11 protein-coding genes and 1 riboswitch are annotated in these 13,549 nt (G+C 69.9%); of the genes, 4 read left to right on the top strand and 7 right to left on the bottom strand.

Translation table 11 applies throughout. The features are described from left to right. Positions 1-13 precede the first annotated feature (13 nt). From lgt to HHX37_RS04195, 3 genes are all read right to left on the bottom strand, one after another. Positions 14-874 (bottom strand): prolipoprotein diacylglyceryl transferase, encoded by an 861-nt coding sequence (gene lgt, locus HHX37_RS04185; protein WP_182884534.1) that lies wholly within the window; start codon positions 872-874, stop codon positions 14-16. A 190-nt stretch (positions 875-1,064) separates the two neighbouring features. Next, on the bottom strand, positions 1,065-2,429 hold the full coding sequence (locus HHX37_RS36205) for a cellulose binding domain-containing protein (protein ID WP_259406150.1): 1,365 nt from the start codon (positions 2,427-2,429) through the stop codon (positions 1,065-1,067). Positions 2,430-2,999: 570 nt separating this feature from the next. After that, complete coding sequence (locus HHX37_RS04195; protein ID WP_182884536.1) at positions 3,000-4,208, bottom strand: hypothetical protein; 1,209 nt, start codon at positions 4,206-4,208, stop codon at positions 3,000-3,002. Positions 4,209-4,317: 109 nt separating this feature from the next. Between HHX37_RS04195 and HHX37_RS04200 the strand changes: the two genes are divergently transcribed. Beyond that, positions 4,318-5,301 carry a BtrH N-terminal domain-containing protein gene (locus HHX37_RS04200; RefSeq protein WP_182872827.1) on the top strand — a complete coding sequence of 328 codons (984 nt, stop codon included), beginning with the start codon at positions 4,318-4,320 and terminating at the stop codon, positions 5,299-5,301. A 9-nt stretch (positions 5,302-5,310) separates the two neighbouring features. Here HHX37_RS04200 and HHX37_RS04205 read toward each other — a convergent pair whose 3' ends face one another. From HHX37_RS04205 to HHX37_RS04215, 3 genes are all read right to left on the bottom strand, one after another. Further along, on the bottom strand, positions 5,311-6,054 hold the full coding sequence (locus HHX37_RS04205) for an SAM-dependent methyltransferase (RefSeq protein ID WP_182872826.1): 744 nt from the start codon (positions 6,052-6,054) through the stop codon (positions 5,311-5,313). Between the two features lie 165 nt (positions 6,055-6,219). Next, positions 6,220-6,615 carry a C40 family peptidase gene (locus HHX37_RS35475; RefSeq protein WP_220501356.1) on the bottom strand — a complete coding sequence of 132 codons (396 nt, stop codon included), beginning with the start codon at positions 6,613-6,615 and terminating at the stop codon, positions 6,220-6,222. 238 nt (positions 6,616-6,853) lie between these two features. After that, a riboswitch (cyclic di-AMP (ydaO/yuaA leader) is annotated at positions 6,854-7,013 on the bottom strand. Between the two features lie 336 nt (positions 7,014-7,349). Beyond that, positions 7,350-8,459: a hypothetical protein gene (locus HHX37_RS04215; RefSeq protein ID WP_182872825.1), complete on the bottom strand. Its 1,110-nt coding sequence runs from the start codon at positions 8,457-8,459 to the stop codon at positions 7,350-7,352. A 132-nt stretch (positions 8,460-8,591) separates the two neighbouring features. Between HHX37_RS04215 and HHX37_RS04220 the strand changes: the two genes are divergently transcribed. The 3 genes from HHX37_RS04220 (at position 8,592) to HHX37_RS04230 (ending at position 12,088) form a co-directional block, all read left to right on the top strand. Beyond that, on the top strand, positions 8,592-9,170 hold the full coding sequence (locus tag HHX37_RS04220; protein ID WP_138459458.1) for a helix-turn-helix domain-containing protein: 579 nt from the start codon (positions 8,592-8,594) through the stop codon (positions 9,168-9,170). Between the two features lie 153 nt (positions 9,171-9,323). Continuing rightward, positions 9,324-9,893, top strand: coding sequence for a hypothetical protein (locus HHX37_RS04225; RefSeq protein ID WP_182872823.1), 570 nt, complete (start codon positions 9,324-9,326; stop codon positions 9,891-9,893). A 353-nt stretch (positions 9,894-10,246) separates the two neighbouring features. Further along, entirely contained in the window at positions 10,247-12,088 is a 1,842-nt protein-coding gene (locus tag HHX37_RS04230) for a family 43 glycosylhydrolase (protein ID WP_182884537.1), read from the top strand. A gap of 241 nt (positions 12,089-12,329) precedes the next feature. Here the strand turns inward: HHX37_RS04230 and HHX37_RS04235 are convergent, their stop codons facing one another. After that, on the bottom strand, positions 12,330-13,538 hold the full coding sequence (locus HHX37_RS04235; protein WP_182884538.1) for an FAD-dependent monooxygenase: 1,209 nt from the start codon (positions 13,536-13,538) through the stop codon (positions 12,330-12,332). Between the last annotated feature and the right edge of the window lie 11 nt (positions 13,539-13,549).

Below are 13,549 nucleotides of genomic sequence, written 5' to 3' on the forward strand. Positions count from 1 at the left end.
CGGCTACAGGGATTCAATCCTGTGCGGGCCGGCCCTGTTGTGCGGCGGACACCGGGATCTGTTCGCCGTCCTTGTCACGCGTCACCCGGAGATACACCAGCGCGCCGACGAACAGCACGATCGAGGTCCACTGGTTGATCCGCAGCCCGAGGAGCGTCACCGCGTGGTCCACTCCGCCCACGGGGTCGATCCGCAGCCCCTCGATCCAGAACCGCCCGAACGTGTAGCCGGCGACGTAGAGGGCGAACAGGCGGCCGTGGTGCAGCGTGAACCGCCTGCCGGCCAGGATCAGTGCGAAACCGAGCGCCGCGTCCCACAGCGACTCGTACAGGAACGTCGGGTGGTAGAGCACGCCTGGCTCGCCGCCGTGGGCCTGGTCGATCTCCAGGCCCCACGGCAACGTGGTCGGACCGCCGTACAGCTCCTGGTTGAACCAGTTGCCCCAGCGGGCGATCGCCTGCCCGAACGCGATGGCGGGCGCGACCGTGTCGGCCACGGCGCCCAGGGGCACCCTCCGGCGGCGGCAGGCCAGCCACATGCCCACGCCTCCCAGGGCGACCGCGCCCCAGATGCTGAGCCCGCCCTCCCAGACGAACAGCGCCCGGTAGGGCTCCTTGATCGCGCGCGGGCCGAAGTAGGTCTGCCAGTCGGTGATGACGTGGTAGAGGCGGGCGCCGACCAGCCCGAAGACCACCGCGGGCACCGCGAGGTCGCCGATCACGCCCTTATCGCCCCCGCGGGCGCGCCAGCGCCGCTCGCTGAGCCAGACGCCGAAGAGGATGGCGAGGACGAAGCACAACGCGTAGGCCCGGATCGGGATGAATCCGAGGTGCCAGACCCCTTGGGCAGGGCTGGGGATCGAGGCGAGGGGCATGCGGTGAGGCTAGCCAACGTGAGGCCGCCTGACCGCCTTCGTGACCTCATCGCAAGGTGTGAAGAGCGGAGCTCTGCGGCTCGCCTTTCCGGCGCCTCGCGCGCTGGACCGCGTCGTCCTCGCGGCCGTACGAACGGACGCGTCCGGGGGTGGCGCCCGGTCGGGCGCCACCCCCGGTGACCCTCGCCGATCAGGCGACGGTGCAGGGGCTTCCGTTCAGGGTGAACGAGGTGGGCTTGCCGGCGTTGCCGGTGTGGGTGGCCTGGAAGCCGACCTCAGTGGTGGCTCCGGGCGCCAGCGTGCCGTTGTAGCTCATGTTCTTCGCGGTGACCTGGCCACTGGTGGGCGAGTAGGTGGCGTTCCACCCGCTGGTGATGGTCTGCCCGCCGGGGAGGGTGAAGACGAGCGACCAGCCGTTGACGGTGGAGGAGCCCGTGTTGGTGATGGCGAGGTTCTCGGTCAGGCCGTTGTTCCACGCGTTGACCGTGGCGGTGACGCGGCAGGCGCCCGGTCCGCCGCTGGGCGACTGGGACGGCGACTGGGACGGCGACTGCGACGGGGACTGGGACGGCGACTGCGAGGGCGACTGCGACGGGGACTGGGACGGCGAAGCCGAGGGCGACTGCGACGGGCCGGACTGGAACTGGGTGAAGAACTTCCACACCTCAGCCGTCGTCCAGGTCCTGGCGCCGCTGGTGGAGGTGGAGCCGTCGTTGGGAGAGGGGGTGTGGTCCCCGTCGAACGCGGCCCAGACGACCGGGTATCCGGCCCGGCATCCCGAGTAGGCGGTGATGATGTGCGTCAGGCTGCCCTGCGAGGGCTCCCGCGGGCTCTGGGGCGTGCAGCCGTTGTTCGAGACGAACCTGTCGCGCAGCGCCCGTCCCTGCGAGATGTTGAGCACCGAGTCGTGGATGCCGTGGATGCCCATGTACGCGACGGGCTGGGTGCCGCCGTTGCACCCGCTGAGCTGCGCGCCGGAGTAGACCGCGACGGCACGGAAGACCGTCGGCCGGGCGCACGCGACCGCGAAGCTCATCGCGCCGCCGTAGCTCCACCCCATGGCGAAGCGCTGCGTCGTGTCGACGCAGAGATCGCCCTCGACCCGCTTCAGCATGTCGTCGGTGAAGGTCAGGTCCTCACCGTTGCTGTTGCCCCAGCCGTTGTTGATGCCCTGCGGCGCGATGAAGATCGTGCTGTTGTTCGACAGCTGCTTGAGCCCGTAGTAGGCCCAGACGGCTCCGTCCGAGCCGCCCGAGTCGACGATCTGGGCGGTGCCGTTCAGCCAGTGGTACGCGATGATCAACCGGTAGGGGCGGGTGTTGTCGTAGTTGTCGGGAATCCTCAGGATCCAGCTACGACTCTTGCCGCTGGTGGTGATCGTCTGTGAACCGCTTCTCAGCGTCGGGGTCTTACCGCATCCGGCGGTCGCCGCCGCGACGGCGGTGGCCGAGGACGACTTCGTCGCGTCAAGGCTGTCGCTCAGCGCCGCCTGTCCCGTCGCCAGAACGAGAAGCGCGGCCGCCGCGACAGCGGCGAAAATGGATTTCTGTCTCAATTTCCCGCAACTCCCTTGCCATTCGAAAATGGACGTGTGTCGATAGGGAAGCCATTTGTTTTTTTCGTCCGGTGGGGCGTCCGCGGCCGGCCTGTGCATGCCGGCCGGGCAGTCTTGCCGGACGGATTCAAACGCCAGGTGAGCCCACCGTCAGTCGACCCGGAGCGGCGCGGTGACCGACCGTCGTCGGCGTGTGCGTGCTCGCCCCTTCCCTGCTGCGTAAGAGCAGGGCGAGTTCAGATGTCCGTCAGCGTCGGCATGGCGCATTGCCGTGCGTTTTTGAGGCCACAACTTGTTAACGCTAACAGTGACGGGGGCGGCCAAGTGCTCCTCTCTAACGGGCGACTGGAAGTGGTGGTGAACCGGAGCAAATAGGAAGTCATGAAGTGTGTCAAGGATCTTGTCTTCTCCCTGACGGCCCTTAGCCCGGGAGCGGCCATTCCTTCGGTTTTGACCAGGGAAAAGGCCGTGACCGCCGTCGCCGCCTAGATGAAAATTTCATCTCGGAGCTTTGCGCTTCAGGCCCCTCCGGCGCCGAGGCCGGCGGTCATGGCAGCGGCGGAATCGGAGTCACCAGTTCTCCTCGACCCAGTCCAGGGCGGACTGCCACCAGGACGTTCTCTGGTTCCGCCTGGGAGGGGGGATCCGCGGCGTCGAGGGCGGCGGTGCGGCCCGGAGCCGCCTGGAGCGCTGGGGCAGGACGAAACCGATGGCAGGGATCGGCGGTATCGGCGACGTGTTCGAGGCCAGGCCGTTCCGCGGGCTCGCGAAGTACTGATCCGGCGGCAGGCCTGAAGGGCTTCCGTACAGTGAGGAGGACACCGGGAACCCCGGCCGAGGCAGAGTGAGCGCGGCCGAGCTCCCCGGGGCCACCCTGTTCTGACCCGGCAGCTTGTTGTGCTGCGGCAGTCGTACGACGACGGCGTCCGCCGTCACCGACACCGAGATCCAGTCGGCGCGCCTGTTGTGCAGCTCGATCTTCACCCGCTCCTGCGGGCCCGGAGCCGTGTCGACCGGAATCACCAGCCCGCTGCGCGTCGTGACCGTCCGCTGCCGAGCACCGTCGTCGCCTGCCGGGTTGACCCGCATGTCGACGCCCGCGCATCTGGTCCACCGGTTGTACTCGGCCCTGACGGCCACCCGGGCGCCGGGCGTCGGCGGACCGCTCGCCGGCACGACGGGATTCCCGGTCCATGCGGGACACTCGCCGTACGCCCTGCAGAGCCTGACCACATCGGCGTACGAGCTGGTGGGCAGGGTCGCGCCGAACAGCAACTCCCGTTCCAGGATCAGCCGTGCCTGCCCGATGGTCTTGATCACGTCCGGCAGGGAGGGCACCCACAACCAGCAGCCCGCGATGGCGGTGTCCGCCAGTGCCTGCCGGGACGCGTCCTTCATGTTCTCCGCGATGCCGAACGCACGGACGAACTCGTGCTGTGCTCGCTCGACGAGCGCGTACCGGTCGTAGGCGGTGCGCCATTGGTCCCGTAGGTCCCGCATATACCGGCGCCCTGCGGCCATGTGCTCGTCGAACTCCCGTACCGGGATCAGGTCGACCTTCCGCCCCACCGCCGCGATCTGCCGCTCCAGCACGTCCAGCCGCCGGCCGATCCGCTGCACCCCCGCGTCGGGCCGGTTCCGCACGCCGACCACGGCGTCGATCACCTGGTGCGCGACGATCGCCCAGTTGGCGTCGTCCCACGCGCCCTGCTGGAGCAGCGCGGTGACGGCCGCCTTGGTGGCGATCGCGCCCAGCGCGACGGCGAGCTCGATCGACATGCTCGAAGGCTAGACAGGCCTCTGACGCTCCGCATGAGTACCTCCCTACTCACATCAGGTGCGATAGAGGTGTCAGGGTGAACGTCGGCCGGCATGAGGAGAGCGACGCATGACCTTCGTGAAGGACGTCGAGACCCGTGGCATGCGCCACTGCGAGACGACGGCGCTGGGGGTGCTGTTGCGGCACGAGGGGCTCGATCTGTCCGAGCCCATGCTGTTCGGGCTGGGGTCGGGCCTGTCCTTCGTCTACTGGGACAGCAAGGCCATGCCGATCCCCTTCCTCGGCGGCCGGGTCAAGCCGTTCGAACTCACCAGGAACCTGGCCGCCCGGCTGGAACTGACGCTGGCGACCGAGGAGACCACCTCGTCGCGCAAGGCGTGGGAGAACGTGGCCTCCCGCGTCGACGCGGGCCGGCCGGTCGGCCTCCAGCTCGACTGCTACCACCTGGACTACTTCCGCTCCAAGGTGCACTTCGGTGGTCATGTCGTCGCGATGTACGGCTACGACGAGCACGAGGTCTACCTGGTGGACACCGACCAGCAGGGCGGAGCGGTACGCACCGGCCGGGACGGCCTCGCCAGGGCGCGGGCCGAACGCGGCCCGATGACCGCCAGGAACCGGTCCTTCACCATCACCCTGCCGGCCCGCCCGCTCAACTGGCAGGACCACATCATTCCCGCCATCCGGGACTGCGCCGACGCCTTCCTCGCCGCTCCCATCGCGAACCTGGGCCACCGCGGCATCGAGAAGGCCGGCAAGCTGGTGCCCGGATGGCTGCTACGCGCCGCCGAGCCGCGGCGGGACCTGCCGCAGGCCGCTCTCCTCATGGAGAAGGGAGGAACCGGCGGCGCCCTGTTCCGCGCCCTCTACCGCGACTTCCTCGACGAGTGCACCCGGCTGATCGACGACGGCGGCCTCCGCACCGGTCACCGCCTGTACGCCGAGGCCGCCGGCCTCTGGACGGAGGTGTCCGTCCTGATCGCGAAGGCGGGAGAAAGCGGTGACGCGGGACACCTGGAGCAGGCCGGGGTCATCCTCCGCGACCTATCGCGCCTGGAGGAGGACGCCATGCGGGTGCTCCGTCAGCTGTAGGGGATCGGGTCAGTTCCTCCGCTGGAGGAGGAGCGTGACGAACCCCAGGATGCCCCGGTAACCGCGCAGCCACATGTCGCGGTGCTCCAGAGCCGCCGTGCGAGCGTCGTCGGCGTCCGGGCCGGAGTGCTCGTTGGCCCAGCGCAGCAGCGTGCCCGTCCAGGACCACTCGTACTCGTCCCATTCGGCCAGGTCGCTGGTGTACGCGTGGACCACGTCGAAACCGGGGGACTCGGCGGCGGCGACGGTGCCGGGCAGGTCGAGGAACTCCGACTTCGCGGCGCCCAGCCGGGTGAGCGCCTCCGCGGTCGGCTCGCGCTCCCAGAATCCCTCGCCCACCAGTGCCAGCCCGTTCGGCCGCAGGTAACGGCGGACGTGCTCGACGGTCGGGACGAGCCCGCCGAACGCGTGCGTGGCTCCGACGCAGAGCACCAGGTCGTACTGCTCGGCGACCGGGAAGTCGGCGGCCGGCCGCTCGTGGAACCGGATGCGCTCCCAGACGCCCTGGACCTCGGCCGCCTGCTCCGCCGCCTTGAGGCCGAGCGCGGAGATGTCCACACCGTCGGCGGTCGCGTCCTGGTAGAGCGCCAGCGCGCGCAGCGTCCAGGCCGCCTCGCCACAGCCGAGATCGAGGATTCTCGCCCCCTCGGCCAGCCGGGCCCGGCGCAGCAGCCGGGTCACGTTGGCACCGGAGACCGGCGCGGCGATGGGGTGGTCCCGATGAGCGAGATGGCTGATCAGCTGGCGGTCCATGGCCCAATCCTTCCGCATCCCCGAACCCTTGCGGCAAGCCGAATCCGCCCTTACGGGCGGCGCCGGGACGACCGCCGGCGTGCCGCCGGCCTGGCCGGCCCCCGGCGGGGACGCGGTCACGTGTGACCGGACGTCCCCGCCGGGGTGTCGTCCACGACGCCGGGGTCACACGCCGGGGCGTACGGCGGTGACGAAGTTGCTCCTCCAGTAGCCCTTGAGGCGGTCGACCCTGACCACCGCGCCGGAGTGGGGAGCGTTGATCACTTTCTTGTTCCCCATGTACATGCCCACGTGGCCGCCGCCACTGGTGAAGATGAGGTCGCCCGGCTTGAGACGCGCCAGGGAGACCTTCTTCTTGACGGCGTTGAGCATCGACCACGTCGTACGCGGGATCTTGACGCCGGCCTTGCGCCAGGCGAACTGGACCAGCCCGGAGCAGTCGAACGCCCCCGGGCCCGTGGCGCCCCAGACGTAGGGATCGCCGATCTGCTTTTTCGCCACCTTGATGGCGAGTTCGGCCTTCTCCTGCTGGACAGCGGCCTTGGTGAGCTTCGTGTTCACGGAGGACTCCGCCGTGGAGGCCGTGGGAGCCTCTCCGGCGTACGGGGTGAACGCCGTGACGGGGGGCTCGGGCGGGATGGCCGTCGAGTCCGGGGGCGGGGCTGTCACGGTCCCCGTGACGGCGCCGGCGGGCAGGGCGCCGAAACCTGCCAGGGAGAGGGTGAGCGCTGCGCTACCGACCGTGACGCAGGCAGCGCGAAGCAGAGTGGTGGGGTTGGCGGACAGGGGGATCTCTCCTAGGGTCTTCCGCTTGCGCCTACCGGGTTAGCTGACGGATTCGGGCAGGGAAGTCGCCCTACAGCGCTTACGCGCCGATTCACCCCGGACCTTCGGATGGAAGGTCGATTGGTTCCCCGGCTCCGAGCCTCCTTGCTGCACGGATTCGGCATCACCGGCGCCCAGGGGGGCGGGAGAGGACATGGCGCCGGTGACAGTGGATGCGCTTTCCGAACACGGGCTGGCCGGGTTCGTTGGGCAAGGAAACTACCAAGGCGCGCCGTATTGCCGCAAAGGGGGCAAATAGGATTATGACCGCATAAAGGGGTCATAAAGCGAGGAGCCGCAGGTCAGGGCGGGTGTGGTAGGCGGAAACGTGACGCTCGTCACACCGGCTGATCGGCCTTCCGCAGGTCGCCAAGGCGCGCGAAACCGGCCGATGGGTGTCTTCCACCGGCCGCGGGCGATCCCGAAGCACCGGCCACGCCGTCGGTGCACGGCGTGGCGAGGTCAGGCGGTCACTGCGTACGCCAGAACGTGCCGTTGGCCGAGGGGTCGTCGGGGTCGCCCTGCGGGACGGTGAAGCCCGCGCCCCACATCGTCGTCGTTCCCGGCCTGCGGGCGACGGAGAACACGACGGCGTCGGTGCCGGACTTCCGGAGGAGCCGGGCCTGTCGCCACGTCGAGCCGGTGACCTGCCACAGGGTGGGGTTCCAGTTGCCCTGCAGGACCCAGACGCCGCCCCTGCCGTCGGGCTCCACCTCGGTGTACGGCTGGGCGTTGGCGGAGCCGATGGAGACGGTCCACGACCTGCCGTTCCAGTGCATGACCAGGGTGCGGCCGAAGTCGACGTCGTCGCCCTGCTCGTCGGCGCCCTCCCAGCTGACCCCGCCGACGACCCACACGTTCTTCGATCCCACGACCGCGATGTCCTGGATGGTCACGACGGCGTCCGGCGCGGGAAGGGCGAGCGCCGGAGCCGGGACCAGGGTCCAGGACGTCCCGTTCCACCGCATGATCGAGGGACGGTTGCCCTTGACGCCCGCCGCCCAGGCCACGCCGGCCTTGTACGCGTCGACGGCGGAGGCGCGGCCCGGCAGCCGGACGCTCTTCCAGGAGGACCCGGTCCAGTGCCTCGCCGTGGCGGCCGTCCCGGCGACCGCCCAGACGTCCTTCGCGCCCGTCGCGTCGGCGTCCGTCGCCGAGAAGCCACTGCCCAGGGCGATCGTGGTCCATCCGCGGCCGTTCCAGCGCGCGGCCCTGCCCTCGCCGAAGACCCACGCGTTCGTGCCGGAGGTGGCCGTCACGGCCCGCAGCTCGTACGGCGGGCTGTTCGGGATGACCCGCCAGGATCGGCCGTCGAACCGCTGGACGAGACCCCGCTGCCTGCCGTTCACGACCCGGTGCCCGGCCGCCCACACCGACCCGTTGCCCAGGACCGTCACGTCGTTGAGCACGTCGTCCCCGGGCAGCGTGTTCACCCTGACCGGCTTCCACGTGGGCGCGGGCGCATCCGCCTGGCGGCCCTGATAGCCCAGGTGGCCCTGGTGGGCCGCACCGGACGCGGCCACGGGCGGCACGCTCGCCAGGCCGAGAACCATCACCCCTGTGACGACTGCGGTACGCATGACGCTCCCCTCCGTTCGCCCATATGACGTCCGATCGAGGACATTCGTTCACCGGGCGGCCACGCGACTTCCGGCGCGGGCGCGGTGGAATCGGCCTGTCCGCGTGCGAAAACGACAAGTAAGATTGCCGGTATGGCAAACGACGACGCCGCCGTCCTGGCCTCCGTCGGTTCCCGGCTGCGTGCGCTGCGCAGGCAGAACGGCAGCACGCTGAGCCGGCTCGCGGAGTCCACCGGCATCTCGGTCAGCACCCTGTCGCGCCTGGAGTCCGGCGAACGCAAGCCCACGCTGGAGCTGTTGCTGCCGCTGGCGCGGGCCTACCAGGTGCCGCTCGACGAACTCGTCGGCGCGCCGCCGGTCGGCGACCCCCGGGTGCGGTTGAAGCCCATCAGCCGCTGGGACTCGACGATCGTGCCCCTGACCCAGCACCCCGGCGGGCTGCAGGCGTACAAGATGATCATTTCGGTGGAGCGCTGTGATCCCGAGCCGCGTACGCACGAGGGCTACGAGTGGCTCTACGTGCTCAACGGAAGGCTGCGGCTGGTGCTCGCCGAACACGACCTCGTCCTCAGGGCGGGGGAGGCCGCGGAGTTCGACACCCGGCTGCCGCACTGGTTCGGCAGCACCGGCGAGGCGCCGGTGGAGATCCTCAGCCTGTTCGGCACCCAGGGCGAACGCATGCACGTCCGGGCGAAACCACGCGGCGCGTAGGAGACGCCCGCTGAACCGTCTCAAGGACGAACCGCCGCTTTCCGCGCATAATGGGGACACCTGCAGGCGATCAAGGAGCGATGATGCGGCTCGCGCGGTGGTCGAACGCTCCCGGCCGGGGACGATGACCGGGTGAGGAGAGGCCGATGGGCCATGGCGGCGGCTCTCGGGCTCGCCTGCCTGGGCGCGTGCGGGTCGGTGACGGCCTCCTCCGGTGTGGACATGGATCACCTGCGGGAGCTGGGGGTCGCGCCCGACCTCGTCTATCTCGTCGATCTGCCGGGATACGAGATGGCCGAGCAGTCCATGGGCGGGATCAACGAGGAGGGGTTCGGCGTCTTCTACACCGCGCCCGGCGGACGTCAGGTGGAACTGCGGGTCGACCGGGGCGCCTTCGATGACGACGTGTGCCGGAGCACTCCGATCAACCTCGCCACGCCTCCGGACGCGCTGGTCCTCTGCGTCCACGACGAGGTGGGCTGGTATCGGATGGCCGGTGACCGCCACGAGTACGTCGCGCTCAGGGGAGACGTCCTCATCAAGCTGAGTGGAGGGGTGACGGACGTCGGCCGGGCGGCGCTGAAGGCGGCCGTCGCCGGGGCGCGCCGCGCCACCGGCGACGGGAAGGCCGGCACCGCGCCGCCCCGCGTGCCGGTGGAACGAGGCGACCTGCCCACGGCGGGCGACGGCGCGCCGGACAACGAGGTCGGCCCGGGTGGCTGACCGGCGGACGGGCAGGTTTTCCGCCGCGTCGCGGAGCTGAAAGTTTCACACCACGCACGGGTACGGAGGTCCCGGTCGCGGCGCTCCGGACACAGTTCAGGACGGGTGGCCCGGGCGCGTGACGCCGCCGTGGCGCGGGCCCGGAACCTTGACCATCCCGCCCGCATGGGATTGGCTCCGCGCCGTGGCGATGTCCACGGTCGCCGCGGCACGCGTTGACGGAGACGAATTCCGTACAAGCGGGTGAACGGAATCGTGCGCCCGTGATTGTTAACGCTAACAATTAGGTAGTACTTGTCGCCGCTGAACGTGTCGATGCGCAAGTCGCGTGGTCACTACCCCAGGAGGTGAGTATGGGATCGGCGTTCACCCTTCGGGCCCGGCTCAGGCGTGGTGTCGTCTGGATGGCGGGCCTGTTGTGCATGGCGGCGTTGCTGCCGGCCACGACGGCCAAGGCGGACAACCCCATCGTGCAGACGATCTACACCGCTGACCCGGCCCCGCTGGTCTACAACGGGCGGGTGTACCTCTACACCGGTCACGACGAGGACGGCTCGACCTACTTCACGATGAAGGACTGGCGGGTCTTCTCCACCACCGACATGGTGAACTGGACCGACCACGGCTCCCCGCTGAGCGTGGCCACCTTCAGCTGGGCGAAGTCGGACGCGTGGGCGGGCCAGGCGGTCTACCGCAACGGCAAGTTCTACTGGTACGTCCCCACGACCAACCGCTCGACCGGCCGGATGGCCATCGGCGTGGCCGTCTCCGACAGCCCCACCGGCCCGTTCAAGGACGCCATCGGGCGCCCGCTGGTCGAAAACGGGGAGATCGACCCGACCGTCTACATCGACGACAACGGGCAGGCCTACCTGTACTGGGGCAACCCGAACCTGTGGTACGTCAAGCTGAACAGCGACATGATCTCCTACTCCGGCAGCGCGACCAAGGTCACCTTGACCACGTCGGGCTTCGGCACGCGTAACGGGGACGCCAACCGGCCGACGCTGTTCGAGGAGGGGCCCTGGTTCTACAAGCGGGGCAGCCTGTACTACATGGTGTTCGCGGCCAAGTGCTGCTCGGAGTTCATCGCCTATTCGACCTCCTCCAGCCCGACCGGGCCGTGGACCTACCGCGGCACGATCATGTCGACGCAGGGCAGCAGTTTCACCAACCACCCGGGGATCATCGACTACAACGGCGGGTCGTATTTCTTCTACCACAACGGCGCGTTGCCGGGCGGCGGTGGTTATACGCGGTCGGTGGCGGTGGAGAAGTTCACCTACGGCTCTGACGGGTCGATCCCGACGATCAACATGACCACGACCGGGGCGCCGCAGATCGGCACGCTCAACCCGTACGTCCGGCAGGAGGCCGAGACGATCGCGTGGGAGTCGGGTGTGGAGACCGAGGCCTCCACCGAGGGTGGCATGAACGTCGGGTTCATCGAGAACGGCGACTACATCAAGGTCAAGGGGGTCGCCTTCGGCTCCGGCGCGACGTCCTTCAGCGCCCGGGTCGCCTCCGCCAACTCCGGCGGCAAGATCGAGCTGCACCTGGACGGCGTCAACGGCACCCTGGTCGGCACGTGCAACGTCTCCGGCACCGGCGGGTGGCAGACCTGGACCACCGTCTCCTGCTCGGTGAACGGCGCGACGGGCACCCACGACCTGTACCTCAAGTTCACCGGCGGCAGCGGCAACCTGTTCAACGTGAACTGGTGGCAGTTCAGCGGCAACGGCCAGCCGTCGCCTTCGGCCACGCCCTCGCAGTCCCCGTCGCAGTCCCCGTCACAGTCCCCGTCACAGTCGCCCTCCCAGTCGCCGTCGCAGTCCCCGTCACAGTCGCCCTCGCAGTCGCCGTCGGCCACGCCCACGCGTACGCCGACTCCGCCGGTCACCGGCGCCTGCAGCGCGACCTACCGCACCACCAACACGTGGTCCGGCGGCTTCCAGGGAGAGGTCACCGTGACGGCCGGAAGCTCGGCGATCAGCGGCTGGACCGTCAAGTGGACCCTGGCCGGCGGCCAGACCATCAGCCAGGTCTGGAACGGCACGCTGACCACCAGCGGTTCGACGGTCTCCGTGAGCAACGCCTCGTACAACGGCTCGCTCGCGCCGTCCGCGTCGACGACGTTCGGCTTCCTCGCCAACGGTACGGCGTCGACTCCCACCGTCACCTGCACCGGCTCGTGAGACCGGCGGCGCCCTGACGGCGCCGCCCACCAGGAGGCGGCGGACCCACCGGACCCGCGCGAGTACCGGCCTCGCGACGGGGGGTTCGCCGCCATCCCCATGCCATCTCGCCGCCGTTCTGCCGCCAGAGTCCGGGGCCGGCTCGGTGCGCCCGGTTCCGCCGTGGGGGCGCAGCCGGGCGCACCGTCATTCCGGGCGGCCCCAGAAGCCCCGCCCGGCCCGGGACGCCCGGCGGTGCGGCTCATATCGACGGGACCCGGTAGTCCCGGATCGTGATCGCGGTCGCGGCCCGGCGGATCGGCCCGGTGACCCGCTCGATCATCCGGTCCTTCCCCGGCAGGTGCGGCATCAGGCGCAGCATCAGCATCTGGAAGCGGATCTGCGCCGCGGACCTCAGCACCATGCCCTTGATGTTGGCGGCCGCGAGCTTCTGGTTCTCCTCGACGAAGTGCCGCATCTCACGCTCGTACGCGGCGAACCCGGCGGTGTGGTCTCCGGCCGCGGCGGCGAGGCAGCCCGCCAGCACGTAGGCGCCGACCAGGGCCAGGCTGGTGCCCTGCCCGGATGCGGGTGAGGGCCCGTAGGCGGCGTCGCCCACGAGGGCCACGCGGCCCGACGACCAGCCGTCCATGCACACCTGGCTGATCGAGTCGAAGTAGAAGTCCGGCGCGTCCCACATGGCGTCGAGGAGGCGCGGGACGTCCCAGCCCTGGTCCGCGAAGACCTCGGCGAGCAGCTTCTTCTGCCGGGTGACGTCCCGCCCGTCGCCGGCCCCCGGCGGGGAGGAGAACAGGAACATCGCCCTGGCGTCGGCGTCTCGCCGGGTGCCGTACATCCCGGCGCTCCGGCCCGGCGCCGGGTGCATCATCTCGGTGCGGTCCAGGCCGAGGTGGTTGGGCACCGTGAAGATCGAGATGTGGTGCCCGAGGTCGCGGACGAACCGGGACTCCTCGCCGAAGGCCAGCGCGCGGACGTTGGAGTGGAGGCCGTCGGCACCCACCACCAGGTCGAACGTCCTCGGGGGACCGCTCTCGAAGGTGACGCGCACCCCTCCGGGCGTCCGCTCCAGGGCGGTGACGGAGTCGTCGAAGAGGTACTCGACACCGTCTCCGGCCGCGCCGTGCAGGATCCGGACGAGGTCGCCGCGCATGATCTCGACGTCGTCGCCCTCGCGGCCGCCGAACACCTCGGCGTTCATCGTCGCGACCTGCTTCCCCCGGGCGTCGACGAAGCGTGCGACACGCATGTCCGTGCTGTGCCGGCGCACCTCGTCCAGCAGGCCCATGCGGCTGACGACGTCGAGTGCCGCGCCCCGGATGTCGATTTTGTAGCCGCCCTCCCGCAGACGGGGAGCGCGCTCGACGACGGTGGGGGTGAACCCGTACTCACGCAACCAGTACGCCAGCGTCAGCCCGGCGACGCTTCCGCCGGAGATCAGGATGTTCGTCACGACTCGGACTG

This window comes from Microbispora sp. H10885 (assembly GCF_014161415.1).
In the GTDB taxonomy this organism is placed as follows: Bacteria; Actinomycetota; Actinomycetes; order Streptosporangiales; family Streptosporangiaceae; genus Microbispora; species Microbispora triticiradicis.

Bases quoted from the DNA above. Each gene is read 5' to 3' on its own strand.
- lgt (WP_182884534.1), bottom strand. From the start codon at position 874: ATGCCCCTCGCCTCGATCCCCAGCCCTGCCCAAGGGGTCTGGCACCTC.
- HHX37_RS04195 (WP_182884536.1), bottom strand. From the start codon at position 4,208: ATGTCGATCGAGCTCGCCGTCGCGCTGGGCGCGATCGCCACCAAGGCG.
- HHX37_RS04200 (WP_182872827.1), top strand. From the start codon at position 4,318: ATGACCTTCGTGAAGGACGTCGAGACCCGTGGCATGCGCCACTGCGAG.
- HHX37_RS04205 (WP_182872826.1), bottom strand. From the start codon at position 6,054: ATGGACCGCCAGCTGATCAGCCATCTCGCTCATCGGGACCACCCCATC.
- HHX37_RS04215 (WP_182872825.1), bottom strand. From the start codon at position 8,459: ATGCGTACCGCAGTCGTCACAGGGGTGATGGTTCTCGGCCTGGCGAGC.
- HHX37_RS04220 (WP_138459458.1), top strand. From the start codon at position 8,592: ATGGCAAACGACGACGCCGCCGTCCTGGCCTCCGTCGGTTCCCGGCTG.
- HHX37_RS04225 (WP_182872823.1), top strand. From the start codon at position 9,324: ATGGCGGCGGCTCTCGGGCTCGCCTGCCTGGGCGCGTGCGGGTCGGTG.
- HHX37_RS04230 (WP_182884537.1), top strand. From the start codon at position 10,247: ATGGGATCGGCGTTCACCCTTCGGGCCCGGCTCAGGCGTGGTGTCGTC.